The organism is Glaesserella sp., assembly GCF_041817755.1.
Lineage (GTDB): Bacteria > Pseudomonadota > Gammaproteobacteria > Enterobacterales > Pasteurellaceae > Glaesserella.
The window spans coordinates 1-21,897 of the sequence record NZ_JBGYBX010000030.1 but is presented as its reverse complement, the minus strand read 5'-3'; the positions used below and the strand labels follow the sequence as shown (position 1 = coordinate 21,897).

26 protein-coding genes are annotated in these 21,897 nt (G+C 39.2%); 17 read left to right on the top strand and 9 right to left on the bottom strand.

Going from position 1 to position 21,897, the window contains the following annotated elements; genetic code table 11:
* Window positions 1-230 precede the first annotated feature (230 nt).
* The 17 genes from ACEYKX_RS03475 to ACEYKX_RS03395 all read left to right on the top strand — a co-directional run bounded on the left by ACEYKX_RS03475 (window position 231) and on the right by ACEYKX_RS03395 (window position 13,798).
* Window positions 231-1,781 carry a cytochrome ubiquinol oxidase subunit I gene (locus tag ACEYKX_RS03475; RefSeq protein WP_373767854.1) on the top strand — a complete coding sequence of 517 codons (1,551 nt, stop codon included), beginning with the start codon at window positions 231-233 and terminating at the stop codon, window positions 1,779-1,781.
* Between the two features lie 13 nt (window positions 1,782-1,794).
* A complete protein-coding gene (cydB, locus tag ACEYKX_RS03470; protein ID WP_373767855.1) occupies window positions 1,795-2,943 on the top strand; it encodes a cytochrome d ubiquinol oxidase subunit II in 1,149 nt (382 codons plus the stop codon).
* A gap of 10 nt (window positions 2,944-2,953) precedes the next feature.
* Window positions 2,954-3,052, top strand: coding sequence for a CydX/CbdX family cytochrome bd oxidase small subunit (locus ACEYKX_RS03465; protein WP_078237229.1), 99 nt, complete (start codon window positions 2,954-2,956; stop codon window positions 3,050-3,052).
* Between the two features lie 13 nt (window positions 3,053-3,065).
* Window positions 3,066-3,353: a cyd operon protein YbgE gene (ybgE, locus tag ACEYKX_RS03460; RefSeq protein ID WP_373767856.1), complete on the top strand. Its 288-nt coding sequence runs from the start codon at window positions 3,066-3,068 to the stop codon at window positions 3,351-3,353.
* Between the two features lie 147 nt (window positions 3,354-3,500).
* On the top strand, window positions 3,501-3,890 hold the full coding sequence (ybgC, locus tag ACEYKX_RS03455; protein WP_373767857.1) for a tol-pal system-associated acyl-CoA thioesterase: 390 nt from the start codon (window positions 3,501-3,503) through the stop codon (window positions 3,888-3,890).
* Window positions 3,891-3,924: 34 nt separating this feature from the next.
* Entirely contained in the window at window positions 3,925-4,605 is a 681-nt protein-coding gene (gene tolQ / locus ACEYKX_RS03450; protein ID WP_373767858.1) for a protein TolQ, read from the top strand.
* Between the two features lie 87 nt (window positions 4,606-4,692).
* The gene (gene tolR, locus ACEYKX_RS03445; protein ID WP_373767859.1) at window positions 4,693-5,133 is read left to right on the top strand and encodes a colicin uptake protein TolR; all 441 of its coding nucleotides are present in this window, start codon (window positions 4,693-4,695) and stop codon (window positions 5,131-5,133) included.
* A 16-nt stretch (window positions 5,134-5,149) separates the two neighbouring features.
* Window positions 5,150-6,391 carry a cell envelope integrity protein TolA gene (tolA, locus tag ACEYKX_RS03440; protein WP_373767860.1) on the top strand — a complete coding sequence of 414 codons (1,242 nt, stop codon included), beginning with the start codon at window positions 5,150-5,152 and terminating at the stop codon, window positions 6,389-6,391.
* Between the two features lie 19 nt (window positions 6,392-6,410).
* The gene (tolB, locus tag ACEYKX_RS03435; protein ID WP_373767861.1) at window positions 6,411-7,688 is read left to right on the top strand and encodes a Tol-Pal system beta propeller repeat protein TolB; all 1,278 of its coding nucleotides are present in this window, start codon (window positions 6,411-6,413) and stop codon (window positions 7,686-7,688) included.
* 19 nt (window positions 7,689-7,707) lie between these two features.
* Complete coding sequence (pal, locus tag ACEYKX_RS03430; RefSeq protein ID WP_373767862.1) at window positions 7,708-8,169, top strand: peptidoglycan-associated lipoprotein Pal; 462 nt, start codon at window positions 7,708-7,710, stop codon at window positions 8,167-8,169.
* 138 nt (window positions 8,170-8,307) lie between these two features.
* Window positions 8,308-9,162 carry a co-chaperone DjlA gene (djlA, locus tag ACEYKX_RS03425; RefSeq protein WP_373767863.1) on the top strand — a complete coding sequence of 285 codons (855 nt, stop codon included), beginning with the start codon at window positions 8,308-8,310 and terminating at the stop codon, window positions 9,160-9,162.
* Window positions 9,162-9,785, top strand: coding sequence for a DUF2238 domain-containing protein (locus ACEYKX_RS03420; protein WP_373767864.1), 624 nt, complete (start codon window positions 9,162-9,164; stop codon window positions 9,783-9,785). Before djlA ends, ACEYKX_RS03420 begins: the two co-directional genes overlap by 1 nt.
* A complete protein-coding gene (dusC, locus tag ACEYKX_RS03415) occupies window positions 9,775-10,770 on the top strand; it encodes a tRNA dihydrouridine(16) synthase DusC (protein WP_373767923.1) in 996 nt (331 codons plus the stop codon). The genes ACEYKX_RS03420 and dusC overlap by 11 nt, the downstream gene beginning before the upstream one ends.
* Before the next feature lie 12 nt (window positions 10,771-10,782).
* Window positions 10,783-11,826, top strand: a complete 1,044-nt coding sequence (locus tag ACEYKX_RS03410; RefSeq protein WP_373767865.1) for a YcjF family protein — start codon at window positions 10,783-10,785, stop codon at window positions 11,824-11,826.
* A 68-nt stretch (window positions 11,827-11,894) separates the two neighbouring features.
* The gene (locus tag ACEYKX_RS03405; protein ID WP_373767866.1) at window positions 11,895-12,482 is read left to right on the top strand and encodes a LemA family protein; all 588 of its coding nucleotides are present in this window, start codon (window positions 11,895-11,897) and stop codon (window positions 12,480-12,482) included.
* A 96-nt stretch (window positions 12,483-12,578) separates the two neighbouring features.
* Window positions 12,579-13,028: a TPM domain-containing protein gene (locus ACEYKX_RS03400; RefSeq protein ID WP_373767867.1), complete on the top strand. Its 450-nt coding sequence runs from the start codon at window positions 12,579-12,581 to the stop codon at window positions 13,026-13,028.
* The gene (locus ACEYKX_RS03395) at window positions 13,025-13,798 is read left to right on the top strand and encodes a YgcG family protein (RefSeq protein ID WP_373767868.1); all 774 of its coding nucleotides are present in this window, start codon (window positions 13,025-13,027) and stop codon (window positions 13,796-13,798) included. Before ACEYKX_RS03400 ends, ACEYKX_RS03395 begins: the two co-directional genes overlap by 4 nt.
* A gap of 85 nt (window positions 13,799-13,883) precedes the next feature.
* Here the strand turns inward: ACEYKX_RS03395 and upp are convergent, their stop codons facing one another.
* The 9 genes from upp to ACEYKX_RS03350 are packed head-to-tail and all read right to left on the bottom strand — an operon-like array spanning window position 13,884 to window position 21,786.
* The gene (gene upp / locus ACEYKX_RS03390) at window positions 13,884-14,510 is read right to left on the bottom strand and encodes a uracil phosphoribosyltransferase (RefSeq protein WP_373767869.1); all 627 of its coding nucleotides are present in this window, start codon (window positions 14,508-14,510) and stop codon (window positions 13,884-13,886) included.
* Between the two features lie 58 nt (window positions 14,511-14,568).
* Complete coding sequence (ilvY, locus tag ACEYKX_RS03385; protein WP_373767870.1) at window positions 14,569-15,456, bottom strand: HTH-type transcriptional activator IlvY; 888 nt, start codon at window positions 15,454-15,456, stop codon at window positions 14,569-14,571.
* A 6-nt stretch (window positions 15,457-15,462) separates the two neighbouring features.
* Window positions 15,463-16,500, bottom strand: a complete 1,038-nt coding sequence (locus ACEYKX_RS03380; protein ID WP_373767871.1) for a glycosyltransferase family 9 protein — start codon at window positions 16,498-16,500, stop codon at window positions 15,463-15,465.
* Window positions 16,475-17,539, bottom strand: a complete 1,065-nt coding sequence (locus tag ACEYKX_RS03375; RefSeq protein ID WP_373767872.1) for a hypothetical protein — start codon at window positions 17,537-17,539, stop codon at window positions 16,475-16,477. Before ACEYKX_RS03375 ends, ACEYKX_RS03380 begins: the two co-directional genes overlap by 26 nt.
* 11 nt (window positions 17,540-17,550) lie before the next feature.
* A complete protein-coding gene (locus ACEYKX_RS03370) occupies window positions 17,551-18,315 on the bottom strand; it encodes a glycosyltransferase family 25 protein (RefSeq protein ID WP_373767873.1) in 765 nt (254 codons plus the stop codon).
* A complete protein-coding gene (locus ACEYKX_RS03365) occupies window positions 18,315-19,061 on the bottom strand; it encodes a hypothetical protein (protein ID WP_373767874.1) in 747 nt (248 codons plus the stop codon). Before ACEYKX_RS03365 ends, ACEYKX_RS03370 begins: the two co-directional genes overlap by 1 nt.
* A complete protein-coding gene (rffA, locus tag ACEYKX_RS03360; protein WP_373767875.1) occupies window positions 19,048-20,187 on the bottom strand; it encodes a dTDP-4-amino-4,6-dideoxygalactose transaminase in 1,140 nt (379 codons plus the stop codon). Before rffA ends, ACEYKX_RS03365 begins: the two co-directional genes overlap by 14 nt.
* Window positions 20,188-20,191: 4 nt before the next feature.
* The gene (gene rffC, locus ACEYKX_RS03355; protein WP_373767876.1) at window positions 20,192-20,872 is read right to left on the bottom strand and encodes a dTDP-4-amino-4,6-dideoxy-D-galactose acyltransferase; all 681 of its coding nucleotides are present in this window, start codon (window positions 20,870-20,872) and stop codon (window positions 20,192-20,194) included.
* A 5-nt stretch (window positions 20,873-20,877) separates the two neighbouring features.
* On the bottom strand, window positions 20,878-21,786 hold the full coding sequence (locus ACEYKX_RS03350) for a WavQ (protein ID WP_373780473.1): 909 nt from the start codon (window positions 21,784-21,786) through the stop codon (window positions 20,878-20,880).
* Window positions 21,787-21,897: the final 111 nt, after the last annotated feature.

Genomic DNA, 21,897 nt, shown 5'->3' with positions numbered 1-21,897 from the left:
TATCATATCGGAATTTAACATATTTTAAATATTTAGCTGAAAAATGTGATCAATGTAATAATTTTGCTATTTTTAAATTGCTTATTTACGAGTAGAATAGATTTTTGACATTGGGCATGTCCAATAACTTTTTATGAGTAGTGTTTTATGCCCGGTCAAAAGTGTATGGGGTGATTACTCGATTTTCGCGTAGTCAATCGTTTTTGGCTTATATATAAAAGAGGTTTGAGATGTTAGACGTTGTTGAACTCTCACGTTTGCAGTTTGCTTTAACTGCTCTCTACCACTTCTTATTTGTGCCGCTTACATTAGGTCTTTCCTTTGTGCTTGTCGTGATGGAAACTCTTTATGTAACGACGGGTAAGGAAGTGTATAAGGATATGACCAAATTTTGGGGTAAATTATTCGGTATTAACTTTGCCCTTGGTGTCACAACAGGGATTACAATGGAATTCCAATTCGGTACCAACTGGTCATACTATTCACACTATGTAGGTGATATTTTTGGTGCGCCATTGGCGATCGAAGGATTAATGGCATTTTTCTTGGAATCTACCTTTATTGGTCTTTTCTTTTTTGGTTGGGATCGTTTATCGAAAGGTAAACATTTATTAGCGACTTATGCCGTTGCATTCGGTTCAAACTTTTCTGCATTGTGGATCTTGGTTGCGAACGGTTGGATGCAAAATCCGGTAGGTTCGGAATTTAATTTTGAAACCATGCGTATGGAGATGGTTAGCTTTTCTGAGTTGGTATTAAATCCGGTTACTCAGTCTAAATTCTTGCATACGGTTACAGCCGGTTATACTTGCGGAGCGATCTTTGTACTAGGTATTAGTTCTTATTACATCTTAAAAGGCCGTGATCTTAGCTTCGCACGTCGTTCATTTTCCGTCGGAGCAAGTTTTGGATTGGTAGCAATTCTTGCCGTATTGGTTATGGGTGATGAATCAGGTTATGAAATCGGTAAAGCCCAACCGGTAAAGCTGGCAGCGATGGAAGGTGAATTTGAAACGCACCCGGCTCCTGCTGCGTGGAATGTTGTTGTTCTTCCGAATACGGCAGAAATGAAAAATGAGTTCTCCATTTCAATTCCTTATGCGGCGGGTATTATCGCAACACGTTCTTTAGATAAAGAGATTAAAGGTCTGAAAGATTTACGTACTGAAAACGTGGAGAGGGTTCGTAATGGTATTGTTGCATACGGTTTATTAGAAAAGTTACGTTCCGGTAACTATACGGCTGAAGATAAAGAGGCGTTTAAAGCTGTTCAACGTGATTTGGGATTTGGTTTGCTGTTAAAACCGTATACAGATAAAGTAGTTGATGCGACAGAAGAACAAATTCAAAAAGCAGCGGCAGATACAATTCCTAACGTAGGTCCGACATTTTGGGCATTCCGTATTATGATGGCATCGGGTGGTTTAATGCTTCTACTTATCCTAACGGCATTTGTTCAAAATGTGCGTGGTACGGTCGGTTCTAAACCATTAGTATTAAAAGCATTATTATGGGGAATACCGCTTCCATGGATTGCAATTGAAAGTGGTTGGTTCTTAGCAGAGTATGGACGTCAGCCATGGGCGGTGTATGAAGTATTACCGACAGGGATAGCAAATTCAGCCTTAACAACAGCTGATGTATGGATCGCTATTGGTTTGTTATGTGGTTTGTATACGTTATTCTTGGTAGTAGAAATGTATTTAATGTTCAAATATGGTCGTCTTGGACCAAGCGCATTAAAAACCGGTCGCTATCATTTTGAACAATCTGCGAAATAAGTAGGAGTAAACTATGTTAGATTATGAAGTTCTACGCTTTATTTGGTGGATTTTAATCGGCGTGCTTTTAATCGGTTTTGCAATTACGGACGGTTTTGATATGGGGGTGCTAAATCTCTTACCAGTCGTTGGTAAAAGCAATGTTGAACGCCGAGTGATGATTAATTCCATTGCGCCTCACTGGGATGGTAACCAAGTATGGTTACTGACGGCGGGAGGGGCTATTTTTGCTGCGTGGCCGACAGTTTATGCTGCATCATTCTCAGGATTCTTCTTGGCAATGATTTTAGTGCTTGCTGCATTATTTTTCCGTCCGGTAGGTTTTGAGTATCGTGCAAAAATTGATGATCAAAAATGGCGGAATGCTTGGGACTGGGGATTATTCATTGGCGGTTTTGTTCCGTCATTAATCTTCGGTGTTGCATTCGGTAACTTATTACAAGGCGTACCATTCCACTTTAACGAGTTAAATCAAGTAACTTATGAAGGTTCAACGTTTGGGAAATTATTAGGTCTATTAAATCCGTTCGCATTACTTTGTGGCGTGGTAAGTTTAATGATGATTACGACTCAGGGTGCTACATGGCTACAAATGAAATCTACCGGTGATTTACGTAACCGTGTAAGAGCAATTGCCCAAGTGACTGCTCTGACAACGTTAGCCGCATTTTTACTTGCAGGAGTCTGGTTGTATTTTAAAGACGGTTTTGTGATTACCAGTACTTTGGATCACAATGCACAATCTACTTTAGTAAATAAAACCGTGGTTGTAGAAAGTGGTGCCTGGTTTAGAAATTACATTGAAATGCCGATATTATTTATCATCCCGGCATTGGCTGTGATTGGTGCATTATTAACCGTAGTCGCATCTAAAGCGAATAATTCCGGACTTGCATTCTTCTCATCATCTATTATGCAAGCAGGTATAATTTTAACAGCAGGCGTGTCAATGTTCCCGTTTGTGATGCCTTCAATCTCTCATCCTGAGATGAGCTTAACAATGTGGGATGCAACGGCAAGTCATAATACATTAGGTGTTATGTTAATCGTTGCCTGTATTTTCGTTCCTCTTGTATTGGCATATACAGTATGGACATACATTAAAATGTATGGACGTCTTGATGCTAAATATATTGAAGACAACAACACAACCTTATACTAGGAGAGCCATTATGTTTTATGTAACTTGGGTATTAGGTGTTCTGCTTGCAATCTTATTTGCTACCGTAATTACCATTAGCATTGAAAAAACAGGTAAATTTGACGAATAGGTAAAAGAGCGAAATGATTGATTCACTCTATAACGTCACAAGAAAGGGCTGGCTAAAAGCCCTTTCTTTTCTTTTGGCTAGCGTAATGTTCATCGTTATTTTGATGTATCCGAATAATGTTGCACATTATTTCGGCGGTGAAATTCCATATTTAGCCGTATTGGTTTTCTATGGTATGGCAATTTTATGGATTCACGGAATCGGATTTGAAATCAGATCTACCGTGTGGAGGGTATTTTTCCTCCCTTTAAGCGGTTATCTTATTGTTATCCCATCACTTCTCTATATCATATTGATTTAGAATATATAATTTATACAAGCTCTAACACTTTTTATGCGGTTACAGTGGAAAGAGCTTGCACAACAAAACTTCTCTTACTAAAATGCAAGACAATTTTCGCCTGGTTTCTAGGCGTTTTTCGTTTTGAAATATAAATAGGTTCTGTGCATGAAATTTCCTATCCGTGTTTATTATGAAGACACCGATGCAGGTGGCGTTGTATATCATGCGTGTTATTTGCATTTTTTTGAAAGAGCACGAACGGAATTTTTAAGAACATTAGGGTTTTCACAACAAGCGCTATTTGCGGAATCTTTGGCCTTCGTGGTTAAAAAAATCGAAATAGATTATAGATTTCCCGCCCGTTTAGATGATTTATTACAAGTAGAAACGACCGTTAGCGATATCAAAGGTGCAAGAATTGTTTTTACACAACGCTTATGGCGGGATGAAATATGTTTAAGCGAAGCGATGGTTACCGTCGCGAGTGTGAACTTAATCAAGATGAAACCTGTCTCTATACCAACAGATATAAAACAAGCTTTTGAAAGTGTATAGTATTTTAATATTTTTTTATTTGGAGTTTAATTAGATGCCAACTGAATTTAATTTAGTTTCATTGTTCATGGAAGCGAGTATCGTCGTTAAGATTGTTATCTTAATTTTGGTCTTATTTTCCGTTTTATCTTGGGCAGTGATTATTCAACGTAGTCGAATTTTAGCGAGAGCGAAAAAAGATTCGCAGGTATTTGAAGATCGCTTTTGGTCCGGTGAAGATCTGCATCGTTTACATGAAGGCTTGGAAAACCGTCGCGATGGTCTAAGCGGATCCGAGCAAATTTTTTATGTCGGATTTAAAGAATTCAACCGCTTACGTCAAGCTAATCCGGATTCTCCGGAATCGATTATCCAAGGTTCAAGCCGAGCGATGAATCTTGCGCTTAATCGTGAAGTAGAAGGGTTAGAAAATTATATTCCGTTTTTAGGTACGGTTGGTTCTATCAGTCCTTATATCGGTCTTTTCGGTACGGTATGGGGAATCATGCACTCGTTTATGGGGCTTAGTGCTGTAAAACAAGCTACGTTACAATCAGTTGCTCCGGGTATCGCAGAGGCTTTGATTGCCACGGCAATCGGTTTGTTTGCGGCAATCCCTGCCGTGATGGCGTATAACCGTTTAAATTTACAAGTGGGTAAATTAGAACAGGGGTATGTGAATTTTATTGATGAATTCACAACGATTTTACACCGCCAAGCATTCGCAAAAAAATAATTTGCAAAATTTTGGTCATAACTGACCGCTTGTAATGGATTTGAATGAGGGGTTGCTATCCCTTATATAACAGAAGAAGAGGAAAATATGTCTTACCGTCGTCGTAAACGTAATGACATTAAATCTGAAATTAATATTGTCCCATTTTTAGACGTATTATTAGTGTTGCTGTTAATTTTTATGGCGACGGCACCGATTATCAGTCAAAGCGTGGAAGTAAATTTACCGGAAGATCGACACAGCCAATCTGTGTCTAATGAAGATAAAACACCGGTGATTTTAGAAATTTCAGGTGTTGGCGTATATAAGTTAAAAATTGATGGAGTTTATGTACAAACTAACCAACAGGAAATACTGACGGAACAGGATGTCGTGTCATATGCCGGAGAAGCCTTTCAGAAGGATAACAATACGTTATTCCTGGTTGCAGGCGGCAAAGAAGTTCCTTATGAAGAAGTGATGAAAGGTATTTCATTATTAAAAGATGCGGGAATCAAGTCAGTCGGGTTAATGACTGAAGGTAAATAGTCAGCAAGGATAATGTGTGAGATCTAAAAACGATAGATTGGAACTTGCGATAATTATTTCAATCTTATTGCATATATTGTTAATAGGATTACTGTTGCTCGGTTCTTTGTTCACAAATATGATTCAACCTGCGGCCGGCGGTAGTGGCGGTGATAGCGATTCAATCGAAGCGGTCATGGTCGATACCGGACAGGTAGCGGCGGAATACGGTCGCTTGCAGGCACAAAAGCAAGGCTCTAAACCTAAAGTTGAGAAACAGGAAGAGCCGAAAAAAGAAGTTATCGAAGATAAACCGACTCCGGAAGAAATCGCTGAACAGCAAGAGAGAGAAAAAGCGTTAGCATTAGCCGAACAAAAAAAGCAGGAAGAAATCGAACGCTTAAAAGAAGAACAACGTAAACAGGAAATAGTTAAACAAGAACAGCTCAAACAAGAACAGTTAAAAAAAGAGCAAGAAGCCGCTCGTTTAAAAGCGGCTGAAGCAGCTAAATTAAAAGCGGAGGCTGAAGCTAAACGCTTGGAAGCTGCAGCGAAACAGGCTGAGGAAGAACGTAAAGCTAAAGAAGTAGAGAAACAGCAAAAACTCAAAGCCGAATTAGAAGCCAAAGCAAAAGCGGAAAAAGAAGCAAAAGAAAAAGCCGAAAAAGAAGCAAAAGAAAAAGCCGAAAAAGAAGCGAAAGCTAAAGTTGAACAAGATGTAAAAGAGAAAGCTGAAAAAGAAGCGAAAGCCAAAGCAGATAAAGAGGCAAAAGAAAAAGCGGAAAAAGAGGCGAAGCTGAAAGCTGAGAAAGAAGCAAAAGCGAAGGCGGAAAAAGAAGCTAAAGCAAAAGCGGCGGCAGAGGCGAAGGCAAAAGAAGCTGCTCGTGCACAGGAATTACTGGACGGTGGCGATATCGGTGGTGGTTCAAGCACTGGCGGAAATAAAAATACCTCAGGTTCTCAAGGTACCGGAAATGCAAGGAGTGTTGGAGACGGTATGGGAACGGATGATAGGGGTTATGAAAATCTTATTAAGAAAAAGCTCGCCCGTTTTTATCGGGTTGAGGAAAACTTTAGAGGTAGAGAATGTCGAGTGAAACTGTTTATCGAGAGAGACGGTCGAATCGCTAACTACCAAGTTGTTTCCGGTCCGGACGATATTTGTCGGGCGGCAATAAGTGCAATAGTCTCGGCAAAAGATGTACCAAGAGCGCCGACAGACGAAACTTACGGTAAATATAAAGCGCCGGTTATTCGTTTTAGTTTAAGAGTTCAATAAAACACATAGAGGTAAATGAGTGAAATTTAAAATTCATTTTAAAAGCATATTAGCAATATCGACATTGTTTTTAAGCGCATTCGTTCGCGCTGAATCCGATGTCGTTATTTCCGTCGATGAAGGTGTGAGTTCGGCTCAACCGATTGCGGTAGTGCCGTTTAAAACAACAGGTGGTGTACCTGCGGATGTAGCACAAATTATTTCAGATGATTTACGCAACAGTGGGAAATTCAGTCCGGTACCTGTTTCTCAAATGAAGGAACAGCCCGGATCTGCCGGAGAGGTAAATTCTCAAAATTGGACGGATTTAGGTGTTGACACTATCGTTGTCGGACAGGTTTCTCCTGCAGGTGGCGGTTTTAATATTGCCTATCAGCTTGTTGACACGTTAAGCACACCGGCTGCAGTATTAACTCAAGGCTCATTTAACGTATCAGCAGCTCAAATTCGTTTAGGTGCTCATACGGTGAGCGATCAAGTGTTCGAAAAATTAACACAGATCCGAGGAGCTTTTAGAACTAAAATCGCTTATGTTGTTCAAAGAGGTGTATCATCTTATCAATTACGCGTAGCAGACTATGACGGATTTAATGCTTTTACGGTGGTGAACAGTAAAGAGCCGTTAATGTCACCGGAATGGTCACCGGATGGTTCGAAATTAGCCTATGTAACATTTGAAAATAAAAAATCACAAGTCGTTGTTCATGATTTACGCTCTGGCAGCCGTAAAGTAGTCGGGGCATTGAAAGGGCACAATGGTGCACCGTCATTCTCACCGGACGGTTCAAGAATCGCATTTGCGTCGAACCAAGAAGGGCTACTGAATATTTATATTACAGGAGTAGGCGGTGGTTCGCCTAAACAATTAACGAGCGGTGCCGGTAATAATACCGAGCCGAGTTGGTCTCCGGATGGTGGTTCAATCCTCTTTACCTCTGACCGCGCAGGAACGCCGCAAGTTTATCAAATGAATGCATCTAGCGGAGGTGCTGCGCTTATCGGCGGTAGCGGTAGTGGTAAGATCTCTTCGGATGGTAAGAATTTAATCATGGTTTCAGGTGATAAAATTGTAAGACGTGATTTAGCTTCAGGTAGCACGGAAGTACTAAGTTCAACGTTTTTAGACGAAAGTCCGAGCATTTCGCCAAACGGAACGATGGTTATCTATAGCTCTACCAAAGGTGTGAGTAAAGTGCTACAATTGGTTTCCGCAGATGGCCGTTTTAAAGCTAATTTGCCGGGAGCAGGTGGTCAATACAAATTCCCTGCTTGGTCACCGTATTTGACGAAACAATAATTCTTTATTGGAGAAAAAAATGAAAAAACTAGCTAAAGTCTTAATGATCGCAGCTCCAGCTTTCGTTTTAGCTGCATGTAGCAGCTCTAGCGATAATGCTAATGCAAAAGCAGATGTAAACAACGGCCAAACTTTTGGTGGTTTATCTGTTCAAGATTTACAAACTCGTTATAACACTGTGTATTTCGGTTTCGACCGTTATACTGTTGAAGGCGAGTACCAACAACTTTTAGATGCACATGCGGCATACTTAGTCTCTTCACAAGGCAAAGTAACTGTAGCGGGTCATGCGGACGAGCGTGGTACTCCTGAGTACAACATTGCATTAGGTCAACGTCGTGCGGACGCAGTAAAAAGCTATTTAGCTACTAAAGGTGCGAACAATGTAGCAACAGTTTCTTACGGTGAAGAAAAACCGGCAGTGTTAGGTCACACAGAAGCTGACTACGCGAAAAACCGTCGTGCAGTATTAGAATACTAATTCTAATCAAAGCGTCATGTGATAAAGCCTCGAGATTTTCCGAGGCTTTATTTTTTTATATCGCATATAACTTAATTATTTTTTAAGGATTTTCCGTTAAAATAATGTCGTTTTTGAATGACAATAAAAGGATAAACAATGCAATTTATTGGGAAAATTATAGGGTTTATACTAGGTTATAAATTATTTGGTGGCTTTTGGGGTGGTCTACTAGGATTATTGATCGGTCATTGGGGGGATAAAAAGCTTTATGAATTGGGGAGCGTATCTTCAAGTACGTTCGGTAAAGCGTTAACCCGCCAATCTCTTTTTATGCAAACCACTTTTGCCGTTCTTGGTCATATTTCAAAAGCCAAAGGACGAGTCACGGAAAATGATATCCAGCTTGCTCGCCAGTTAATGGCGAATATGAAATTGGACTCGACAAATCAACAATTGGCACAAAAGGCATTTAATTTTGGAAAGAGTGCTGATTTCCCGCTACGTCAAGTGATACAAGAATTTCGTGAAGCCTGCGGGCAACGCACCGATTTATTGCGTTTTTTCATTGAAGTTCAAATGCAAGCGGCATTACAAGACGGTCAGTTAGATAGCAACGAACAGCAAATTTTATTTACGATTGCCGAAACGCTTGGTATGTCACGTTTTCAGTTTGAGCAAATGATTGCGATGGTCGCTGCGGCTCAACGCTTTCGTTCGGGTTATTATCGTTATGAACAACAAGGGCAATATCACGGTTCAAGCGGCGGTTATCGTCAGCAAACTTATTCGAACGGTCCGAGTTTGGAGGATGCCTATCGTGTATTGGGGGTGACGGCAGATGACGACCAAAATACCGTCAAACGTGCATACCGCAAGTTAATGAACGAACATCATCCTGACAAATTGGTTGCCAAAGGGTTACCGCCGGAAATGATGGAAGTGGCAAAAGAAAAAGCGCAACAAATCCAAGCCGCTTATGATCTGATTTGTAAAGCAAAAGGATGGAAATAATGCGAACCCGTTCACACATTGTTCCCCTATTTTTGGCCATTTTGATTACGAGTATTTCGATTTGGTCCGGTTTGGCTCCGACGGATAGAGCCGTTTGGTATGCGGAAGTCACACCGATTTTCATCATTTTCGGCTTATTGATCGTGACATATACCAAATTTCAATTCAGTGCCTTAGCCTATTTTCTGATGTCACTGTGGATGATCATGCACTTAATCGGTGCAAAATATACGTTTGCCAACGTTCCCTTCGATTGGGCAAATCAATATCTCACATTTTTAGGGGAAGATCGTAACCATTTCGATCGAGTTGCCCACTATATTATTGGTTTTTACAGTTTTCCGATGGCGGAGTGGTTGTTGCGTAAACGTAAATGTGGTCTAGGCGTCGCGTTTTTCTTTTCACTCTTTTTCATTATGTCGGTTGCTGCCGCCTACGAAATCATTGAATGGCAATATGCAGTCATCGAAGGCGGGAATGCAGGTATCGAGTTCCTTGGTTCGCAAGGCGATATTTGGGATGCACAAAAAGACATGTTAGCCGACACGTTGGGAGCCTTAACCGCGTTATTTATCTATTTGATTGCCCGTCCGGATTTGCGTTTACGTGATTATGCCTACTAACAAGCGGTCGGATTCGGCGGAAAATTTACCAAAAGTGATTTTGGCACCGATGCAAGGTGTGTTGGATCCTTTTGTTCGTCAATTGCTAACGACAGTGAATGAGTACGATCTGTGTATTTCTGAATTTGTGCGGGTGGTTGATCAAAAGCTGCCGAAGAAAACCTTTTACCGCCTTTGTCCCGAGTTGTATCACAACGGCTTAACTCCGTCAGGAACGCCGGTGCGGGTACAGATTTTGGGGCAGCATCCGCAATGGTTGGCTGAAAACGCGGCACAGGCGGTTGAATTGGGATCTCACGGTATCGATCTCAATTGCGGTTGCCCCTCAAAAACCGTCAATGGCAGTCATGGCGGAGCTTCGTTACTCAAACAACCCGAGTTGATTTATCGTGCAACCAAAGCCATGCGTGAAGCTGTACCGAGTCATTTACCCGTATCGGTTAAAGTCCGCCTTGGATGGGATTCCGCCGAGCAGGCGTTTGATATTGCGGATGCGGTAGCGCAGGGTGGGGCAAGTGAAATTACCGTTCACGGCAGAACAAAGAGTGACGGCTATCGTGCCGAGCGCATCAACTGGTCGGCAATTGGCGATATTAAGCGGCGGCTATCGATTCCCGTCATTGCCAATGGTGAGATTTGGGACTTTCAATCGGCAAAAAAATGCCGAGAAGTGACCGCTTGTGACACATTGATGATTGGGAGAGGCGCACTAAACGTGCCGAATTTGAGTCAAGTCGTGAAATATAATGCTCCCCGAATGCCATGGCACGATGTGCTGAAATTATTGTATCAATATGTCAGCATGGAAAACGAATTTGATACGGGCTTTTATCATGTAGCGCGGATAAAGCAGTGGCTGCGTTATTTGGATAAGGTATATCCGGAAGCGATAGACTTGTTTGAGATCTTAAAAACGGAACATGGCTATGACGGATTAAAGACACATATTATCCGTGCGTGCGAAAGTATGCCGAACAAACAATAACAGGTGATAGACGTGCAAAAGCGAATTTTTACGGAAGAAGAACATCAACAAACGACCGAATTTCAACCGAAGACTGAATTTATTGAGGCGGATGTGGTGGTTGATGAAGATACCGAGGAAACGGCAGCAGAAGTCATTATTGAAGAAAGTTTAAAACCCTCACGTTTTTGGGTGAGATTATTTTTGGTAGCACTCGCTCTATTGGGTGTGGCGACCCTTGCTCAATCCATCCAATGGCTGATAGATACTTGGCAGGCTAATCAGTGGATTTATTTCGCCTTTGCCATCGCGTTTTTGGGTATCAGCTTAGCCGGTGTCGGTGCAATTGTTTCGGAATGGCGTAAATTGATTTGGTTAAGAAAACATCATAAAAATCAACAAATCAGTCAACAATTTTGGTTGGATTCCCCGCCTGCAAGCGGTGAGTTTGCCCGAACATTTTGCAAATCCGTACTGGCTAATTTAGTGAAAACACCGGCGGCTCAACAAGCGGAACAACGTTGGCAAAGCCAGTTGGACGAAGCGTATAACGGCAAAGAAGTGTTGTTTTTGTTTAGTGAGAATGTGTTATTGCCGATCGATAACCAGGTCAAAAAAATGATCAGTAAAAGCGCATCGGAAAATGCGTTGATCGTTGCAGTCAGCCCACTGGCGGTGGTGGATATTTTGATGGTTGCTTGGCGTAATATTGCGTTGGTCAATAAGATCACCAAAAGTTATGGGATGGAATTGGGCTATATCAGCCGCCTGAAATTGTTCCGTATGGTGCTGACCAACATGGTTTTCGCCGGTGCAACGGAAATCGTCAGCGACGTCGGAATGGATTTCTTTTCCCAAAATCTGACGGCAAAGTTGTCGGTAAGAGCTGCGCAAGGTATCGGTGTCGGTTTATTAACGGCGCGTTTGGGGATTAAAGCGATGGAGTTTTGTCGTCCGATTGCTTTTCAAGGGAATGAACGACCGAAACTTTCTGTGGTCAGACAGGAATTATTGGGCGTGATAAAACAAACATTGTTTACCAAAACAACCGAAAAAACGCGCGAGAACATTCGCTAGTTCGGTCGTTTATGCTATATTTCACCGCCCGATTTCGGGTATTCATGTAAAACAAGAGGAATTTATTTATGAAGAAGTTGATTGTTATTATTTTAATTGCAATCGTTGTAGCGCTTGGCGGATTAACCTTAACTAGTTATAACAGCTTGGTCAAGGCGGAAGAAGACATCAAATCGGTTTGGGGAAATGTCGAATCGGCTTATCAACGTCGGGCGGATTTAATCCCAAATTTGGTGAATACGGTAAAAGGTCAGGCAAACTTTGAACAAGAAACGTTAACCAAAGTGATTGAAGCGCGCGCAAAAGCAACGCAAACGACCATTGATCCGACTAACGCGACCGAAGAGCAAATGGCGCAATTCCAACAAGCGCAGCAAGGGTTAAATTCGGCGTTATCCCGTTTGTTGGTGTCCGTTGAAAAATACCCTGAATTAAAAGCGCATGAAGGATTTTTAAATCTACAAGCCCAAATTGAAGGGACGGAAAATCGTATTAATGTTGAGCGCAACAATTATAATGAAGCGGTGAAAGAATATAACAAACAGGTTCGCCAAATTCCGACCAAATTTGCCGCGGTGATCCTCGGTTTTAAAGCAAAACCACAGTTCAAGGCTGAAGCCGGCTCAGAAAAAGCACCGGTGGTTAATTTCAATTAATTAATGGATAACAAGCGGTCGGTTTTGACGATTTTTTTGCAAAAAAATCTTAAAATCAGACCGCTTGTGCTATCTCTTTCCTGTTGTGAGGACATTATGGGACTATTCTCCTTTCTCAAACCTACGTTGCCTCTCGATACACAAAAGATCGAAGAGGCAATTTCGCATTTAGAGACAAAAACGTCAGCCGAAGTGCGGGTGGTGGTTGAGCGTAAAGCCAAGGCATGCACGTCGGCATTAGCTCGGTCAAATGCATTATTCGACGAGCTGAATATGCGCGCAACGGAACAACGCAACGGCGTGTTGATTTACCTGTCGTTCAAACCTCATTATGTGGCGGTGATCGGTGACGAAGGTATCCATCAAAAAGTCGGCGATCAATTTTGGCAAGCGGTTTATGATTCAATGAAAACGGCTTGTCAACAGGGAGAATTCACACAGGCGATTTGCTTGGGCATTGAACAGGTTGAAGTGCAATTGGCGCAACATTTTCCTCTTCAGCATGGCGATAATAATGAGTTACCGAATGAGGTTGTGGTCAAATGAAGAAATTTACTGTTTTTTGGATTGGCTTACTGGCATTATTCAGCGTCAACGGTTGGGCGAATTATCCGGAGTCGCCGAAGCCGTTTCGTTACGTGTCCGATTATACACAAACATTAAGCGCACAAGATACGCAGACGTTAGAAAATGCATTGGTTGAATACGGCAAGAAAACCAGCTCACAGATTGCCGTTGTTCTTGTCCCGACAACTCAAGGGGAAGAGGTTTCAACCTATGCGTTTAATTTGTTTAACAAATGGGGAATCGGTCGTGAAAAGCAAAATAACGGCGTCTTACTTCTGATTGTCAAAAATGATCGGAAGCTGTTTATTGCCACCGGACGGGGCTTGGAAGGTGCATTACCGGATGCGATCGCCTCTTCCATTATCCGCAATGACATTACGCCTTATTTTAAGCAAGGGCAATATGCTCAAGGGATAGCCAAAGGGCTATCTTCAATTATTGCCGCAACGCAAGGGGAATATGCGCCGGCAAATATGGAAGAGAGTGAAAACGATATTGCGGATTTTGGTATTTTTATCGTAATTGCCCTTGCTATTTTCATCCTATTTAATACTGTCGGGCGAGGTGGAAATACTTACATTAGCCCGAGTCATGCCGGTCGGATTTTACGGGATGTCGATGCGATTCGTCGAAGCGGTGGTTTTGGCGGAGGCTTTGGTGGCGGTAGTCGAGGCGGTTTCGGTGGCGGAAGCGGCGGAGGCTTTGGCGGTGGTAGTAGTGGCGGCGGAGGTGCCGGCGGAAGTTGGTAACGGATCAACGGCAAAACGGGACAGCATGGCTGTCCCGTTTCTGTCGGTGGTGTTGTAAAAAAATAACGAAAAGTGACCGCTTGTGTTATTTGGTTCCGAAGATTTTATCGCCCGCATCCCCCAAGCCCGGAATGATGTAGCCGTTTTGGTTTAAGTGACTGTCAATTGCTGCTGTGTACAGTTCGATATCCGGGTGTGCAGCTTCCAAGGCTTTTAATCCTTCCGGGGCGGCAACCAGTACTAACACTTTAATGTGTTTACAGCCGGCATTTTTTAATAAATCAATCGTGGCAATCATAGAACCGCCGGTGGCCAGCATCGGATCGACAATAATAGCCAACCGGTCTTGGACATCATTAGCCAATTTTGTGAAATACGGTACCGGCTCTAAGGTTTCTTCATTACGATAGATACCGACAACACTGATACGAGCGCTTGGAATATGTTCGAGAACACCGTCCATCATACCCAAACCGGCACGTAAGATAGGGACGACGGTCACTTTTTTCCCTTTGATACGCTCAATTTCAACCGGTCCGTTCCAGCCTTCAATAATCACTTTTTCTGTTTCTAAATCAGAGGTCGCTTCATAAGTCAGTAGACTGCCGACTTCTGTTGCAAGTGCACGGAAATCTTTTGTGCTAACGTCGCCCGCACGCATTAAACCAATTTTGTGTTTAATCAATGGGTGTTTAACTTCAACAATTTTCATTTTGGGTCTCCGTTTTAGTAAAAAGCGCAATATTTTAACAGATTTTATGTGGGAAAGTTTAACTTGGATCAGACAAACATTCCCAAAATGCATGAATAATCGGCTCTTGTAAGCGACGTTGTTGGATGCAAATGCCTAATTCGAACGGTGCGATAGGGTGTGGCAAGTGCAAGTACGATATTTGATTACGTACGGGACTTTGTTGTACCACGACATCAGGGATCATGGCGACGCCGCAACCGAGCGCCACCATCGGGACGATAGCTTCGTGTCCTTCGACCGATGCATAGATTTTCGGTGTTTTGATTTTTTGTAATTTAAACCAGCTTTCTATCCGCTTGCGGGCGGGACCGTCAACCGGCAGGATAAACGGCATATTCTGCCAATCAATCGGTGTTTTTTGCAGTAATTGGGTTGCCGGGCAAGCTATTCTTGGTGCAATCAACGCCAACTGAATGTCATCAATATAATGGAAGATTATGCTATTCGGTAAATGTTCAGGCTTGCCCGCCAGCGAGATATCCGATTGCATGGATTGTACCGAATGTAAGGCTTTGGCAGGATCGCCCGTCATCAATTTGATCTCAACTTTCGGGTAACGTTGCCGAAATCTCTCTAAAATACGGGGTAAATGGCTATAAGATGCCGTGACGGAGCAAAAGAGTTTGAGTTCGCCTTCAAGCTCCGTTTGATACGGGGAAAAGCTACGCTGAATGCGCAGCCAGTCCGCCCACGTTTGATCGGCAAATTGTAAGAAGCGCTCTCCCGCTTCGGTTAAAATCACTTGACGATTATCTCTTAAAAATAACGGCTGCCCAATCTCTAGTTCTATTCGTTGAATATGGCGGGAGAGTGTCGATGCGCTCATATGATTTTTCTCCGCCGTACGAATAAAACTGCGGGTTTGTGTGATGTCTAGAAAAAGTTTAAGGGATTGGAAGTCCATTTATTTTCACCTAGCCTGTAACCATTCGGTTTTAATTTGCGTAAAATCTATTTCATTCACACTTTTTTCAAAGCGGAAAATATGGGTTTCGGCTTGGTTATTCGGATGCCAATTCACAAAGTTTTCTTCATCTTGACTATAAAAAGCAATAAGCGGTTTATGAAAACCTGCAGCAATGTGTACGATGGAGGTATCCGGTGAAATAACCGCATTGGCATGTTTGATTAATTCAATCGTATGAAAGATACTGCGTGTTTTCTCATAAACAAGGATATTTTTATAGTTTTTCGCAAGCTGTTGCAGTTTGTCTGTGACTTCCGGGAAGGTAAGTAGCACAATATGCGCTGTATTGTTAGTCAAGTGATCTAACAATGCGTTCATTGCACTATTACTAAAACGTCTTGCTGAACCGGCTCCAAAGAAATTAACGGCAATATAAGAGGTTAATTTATTTTCTTTTAAGAAAAGCGAAATATCTTCGGCACTTTGTTGATCTACAGGAATATCATACTGGGTTGAAATATGGTTAAAGCCGATTAATTCTAGTGCCCGCCGGTAAATTTCATTAAAATGTATTTTCTGAGTGTCAATATTTATATTAAATAACGCATAATGTTCTTTTTTATAACCGACGTAATTTTTTGCATTGATTAAGCGTAAAAACAATAAGTCTCTATTTCTTAGTGTTACGGTAGGATCAATAACAAAATCGAAAGACTCTTTTGCCAATATTTTCCCACATTTGATATAGTCAACGATATCTTTTGTTTTCACAAAATAAAGCTTATCGATATAAGGATTTTTCTCAAAAAGATAAGCATTTTTATGAGAACAGACAACTGAAATTTCTGTATGAGGAGACTGCTTTTTAATTTCTCTAAATACAAATGAGCTGACGACATAATCGCCGATTTTACCATCGTGGCGGAGAAATAAGAGCTTTTTAGGCGGAAATAATCCGTTTACAAGCGGTTTTTTTTGGTCAAAAATTTGCTTGCCGATGGCTAATCGAATATTCCTAAGAAATTGTTTTATTTTCTTCATGATTATCTAACGGTAATAAGATAGGTTGATGTGGATGTATATCGAGAATATAGTTAATCCAATTTCCAAAACTATATTTTTCTTTGATTTTTTGATCGATAGCCTGATAAGGTTTTTCTAAGAAATCAGGAATCTCATCAAAATTATCATCTAAAATAAAAATATTATTCGGGTGATAAAAATCATATTTGATGATATCTTTATTTGTGGTAATCAATTTTTTATCATGTCCTAGAGCTTCAAATGTTCGAAGAGAAAGACCATTATGAACCACATCTACAAAGTCCACTAGTATTTTAGCTTTACGTGAAGCCATAAGATTTTCTTCATAGGTCTTTATCATAGATTGAGATAATAACTGAATGTTTTCAGGATAAATTTGGCGTACCTTTTCAATCTTATTACCACAGAAAATTTGGAAATTAAGCTTATAACCAATATTTTTAGCAAAATTAGCGAATTCTACAATAAGAGAAGAACGGTTTGGAATATGACTTCCTAAAAAATAGAAATCACTTTCTATGGGTAATTTTCCTAAATCATAATCAAAATAAAAGCTTGTTGCAGGTAACAAATTCGGATAGCGGGTATTATTGAGATCTTGAGGATCGAATACATAAGCTTTATCGAATAATGGTAATCTTTCATAAATAAGCGGGTAACGATCCATACCATCCCACTGATAATTAATCATTCCATTACGCTTTGTTTTAGTTTTGATAAATTCAATGAGTTCAACGGAATAGTTTTGAGCTAAGAAAAATAGGGAATAATCAACTTGTGATTCTCCTAATTTTTTAGTGAGATTTTTTCTGAGTATTTCAGATTGCAATTTCAGTTTCGCTTGTTTATCACGAAAAAAAAGCTGTTTAAACTTTACTTTTATCTTTGACAAAAATGAAGGATAGATAAATTTCTCATCTTTCTCGTTATAAGGGGAAAGTAAAATAACATTAAAGTGATGAAATTTCAGATTTTCTTCTATCAATTTAGCAATACCATGGTTAATAGATATGCATAGTAGAACCGTTTTTTTCACTTTTATATTCCTTAGTTAATGAATTTGTCGTAGATAGTTTTCTTGATATTGTCAATTAATTTGTAATATTCTCTTCTTATCCGAATAAATAAGGTTCTTTGGGCTTTTCCTTTGTTTATAGGAATATTACTTTCCATATTAGTAGGTGTTATACAAGGCGGTTCAATACCTAAATAACTGATTTTATTTTCCCAATATCTATCTATGGAGATATCAGCCTCATAAATCCATTCTTTATTATAATCAACTAGTTTCTGAGCAGCAGTGGGGGTGATAAAATAACCGGTAGCATTTCCCCATCCACCATAGTATTGGCTTAGTTGAGTTTCTCCATCTGATAATGTCATAATATATTTGTTTTTTCTATTTTTTGAATTATTTTGACATAACCAAAAGAATTCAAATGTATTATTCGGCTGATGACAAAAATGATATACAGTTAAGAAATTAGGCTTAAGTGTCGCATCGTCTTCTAGGATAATGATTGGTTGATTGAGTTCAATACATTTTATCCATAGCAGATAATGACTTGCTAAGCAACCTAATTGAGAGAGATTCAGCTCATTGCCTTTTATGTTTAGTCGTTTTATTTTGTTATATTTTTTAAATAAATAAAAATCAGGTGTTTCCTTCCCGTTTATTGCTTTAAAAAAAGAGTAGGGAAGAGCTATTTCATTCTCAGTCATGAGAGTGTGAAATTGTTTTTCAATATATTCCCTTCTGGTTTTTGATGTCTTTAAATTGATAATAAAAATAGGAATGTTGTTGTATTTCATTATTTATCTTGTTTCTTATAATCTATTAATAATTCATTAACTGTCTTTCTATCCCAAATAATATTTGATTTTATTTGTTTTGCAGGAATTCCTGCTAATACACAATTCTCTTCATAAAATTTTCCACTTACTAAGGCTGCTCTACCAATAATACAGCCATTAGGAATATTACTATTTTTTAAAATAGTACAGTCCCAACCAACCCATACATGATTCCCTATACTCAGACTTTGGGCTTGGTTTACTATATTACCGTTTTCTAAAATTGCATGACCATCAGAATGGTAAATAGTTGTATTTTTGGAAAACATACAATCTTCACCGATAGATATACTACTCCCAGTATCATATAAATGAATATCAGTTACGAAGAAAGAAGTGCTTTTTCCTATCCTTAATGAGCAATTATCTCCAAAGTTATTATGAGATATAGATAATGACCCATAAATGATAATATCTTTTTCAATAGTAATTGTATTATTATTCCCATTTACTTCTATTTTAAGATGATTTCCTTTTATGTTCTCATCTAATATAACAATATTATTTTTCCCCTGTATATTAATATTACAGCTTTTTATATTAAAGTTATCAGAAATAAATAATCGATTATGTTCACCTAGAACACGGATTTTATGTCTCTTAGTTAATTTTGTATTGGATATTAATTCACTTTTATCTGTTACTTTTGTTCTTTTTAATAGGATATTTAAAATCTCTCTAGAAAATTTACTATTTTTCTTCATATAGATATCCTATAACTTTATTAATAATGACACTTAGTTCATCTTCAGTCATATTAAAAAACAATGGTAATCTTACTAAACGTTCGCTTTCTTTTGTTGTCCATTCATCTTCACCGTGAAAAACACCAAAGTTTTGCCCAGCAGGGCTGGAATGTAGCGGAACATAATGAAAAACGGATAAAATTCCCATTTGTTTCATTGAATCAATAAATGCTGTTCTTTTTTGAATAGTCGGTAATTTTAGATAAAACATATGAGCATTATGTTGACATTCATTCGGAATTTGAGCTAATTCTATTTTTCCGAGTTTAGCCAAATTTTGAAATGCTTGAAAATAATGATTCCAAATAGATAAACGTTTTTGGTTTATTGTATCAATCGCTTCTAATTGACCATATAAATACGCCGCTTGTAAGTCGGACATTAAGAAGCTTGAACCAATATCACGCCAAGTATATTTATCAACTTGTCCTCTGAAAAATTGAGAGCGATCTGTACCTTTTTCTCGGATAATTTCGGCTCGTTCTACAAGTGTAGGATCATTAATTAGTATTGCACCACCTTCTCCACCAGCACTGTAATTTTTTGTTTCATGAAAACTGTAACAGCCAATGTGTCCTATTGTGCCTAATGCTTTACTTTTATAAAACGACATCACACCTTGCGCGGCATCTTCAACAACCCATAACCGATATTTTTCTGCAATTTCCATAATGGTATCCATTTCACAGGCAACGCCGGCATAATGCACGGGTACAATGACTTTGGTTTTAGAAGTGATCGCTTGCTCTATTTTCGTTTCGTCAATGTTCATTGTATCGGGACGAATATCGACAAAGACAATCTTCGCTCCCCGTAATACAAAAGCATTTGCAGTAGAAACAAAGGTATAACTTGGCATGATAATCTCATCGCCTTCCTTAATGTCTAGTAAAATCGCAGCCATTTCCAGTGCAGCGGTACATGAAGGTGTCAGCAGTACTTTATGAGCATTAAAATGTGTTTCAAAGAATTGTTCACATAATTTTGTATAGTGACCGTCACCACATAATTTGCCACTGTTCATTGCCTGTTGCATATAATTAAGTTCAGTACCGACAATCGGTGGTTTATTAAATGGAATCATCTTGTTATCTCTTTATAAGTTTGTAAAACCAATAGCTTGTATTATAAGTTTTTACTGAAAATTTTTGATATAAATTTATGGCTGCGATGTTATTTATTTGAGTTGCAACACGTAGATTTTGAGCTTTTTGTAATATAGACCACTGAATTGCATAATTAAATAGTTGGCTTGCAATGCCTTTTTTTTGTGCCGTTGGAGCAACTGCAATTAGTCCGACTCTACAATCATTTTCTATAATTTTTATACTGATACATCCCATAACATGATTATTTTGTTTGATAACAAAGCAAATATCATCAAATGAGCCATGCACAGCCTTTTCAATCCAAGTTTGGTAGAAACGCTCATTTTCTTCAGCAGAAAAATAAGGTTCTTTAAAACGGCTGTTTAAAAATGAATTTGCTACCATATTTTTTAGTTGTGGTAGATCTAGAGTATCTGCCTTGTTTAATAATGGAATATTATTTTTTAAATTGGAAAGTGGTAAAATAAAATCAATTTCTCCTTCAACAAAATGGAAATTTTGTTGTTGTAAAAATAATATTTCCTTTGATTTTTCAGAAGAAATTTTAGCTTGTATTAGATCAAATTCATGTTCTGTTGATAATGAATCAATGCTATATTTCTCTAATCGACCAATTTTTCTACCAAAAAATTGTGATTCCCATTCGTTTAAATAAATCATAGTATCTAACGTAAATTTTTTTGAACAAACTCTTTTATTTCTGTAATACAAACAAGTGCTCTATTTTCAGATAATTTGTGTTCAGCTTGTACATGTTCGAATACTTTATGCTTCGTTTGTCTTGCCCAATTCAGCTGTTCTTCTGAAAACCCGTAAGCAATACCGTAACGATCAGTTTCATTTGGATACCATTGTTCGATAGCGACATCTTCTGCTGGAACTACAATCGATTCACACCCACAAAGTATAGCGAATATTGAGTAGGCAGTGTAATCATCATAGCAAATAAAACGTTTAGCACGTCGAAAAATAGCTGCACATTCTTGGTGACTTTTCCCGTCCAATCCAACACTGTTCTCATCGTGAATGAACGTTTTATTACTACCTTTACGAATCATATAGCATGATTCGATATCCCTTGTTGTCTCTAGTTGCTCATTATGGTAGATATCAATGGGATAATAGATCACTTTCAGCTCATTCTTCGACAGTACGGAATTTTCATGATGAAAATCGCGGATAGCAGAGTTAAATTTAAAATACAGTTCGTTTGAGCCGTATTGTATTTTTCCGGTATGGAAACCCGGTTGATGTAATAACCAACGTACGACATGGTTTACACCTAACGGGTTTCCCTCCGTCATTTCGGGATAAATAGCAACTCCATCAGAAGGAATTTTTGTCGAAGACCATACAGGGGTATTCCATAAATGATGTGTTATATAATCTCTTGGCTTAATGTGTGTGCCTCTAAACCATCGCCGAATTTTTTTGACCCCTTTAACAGGGTAACCAAAAGGCACAAGATAAGCAGAGTAAGGCGTTTGCTCATTGATAATATGACAGAGACGATGTAAAACGATTCCACCACCATTATTGGGATTATATGTCGGGACATAGATAAAAAATTGCATAATTATTGTATATCTAATTTATAACTAGTGCTTATTGTACAATAAACTTTCAATTTTTGTTAGAAGATGAGTATATTAATAGGATAAGAGATAGAGGATAGTTTTAAATAG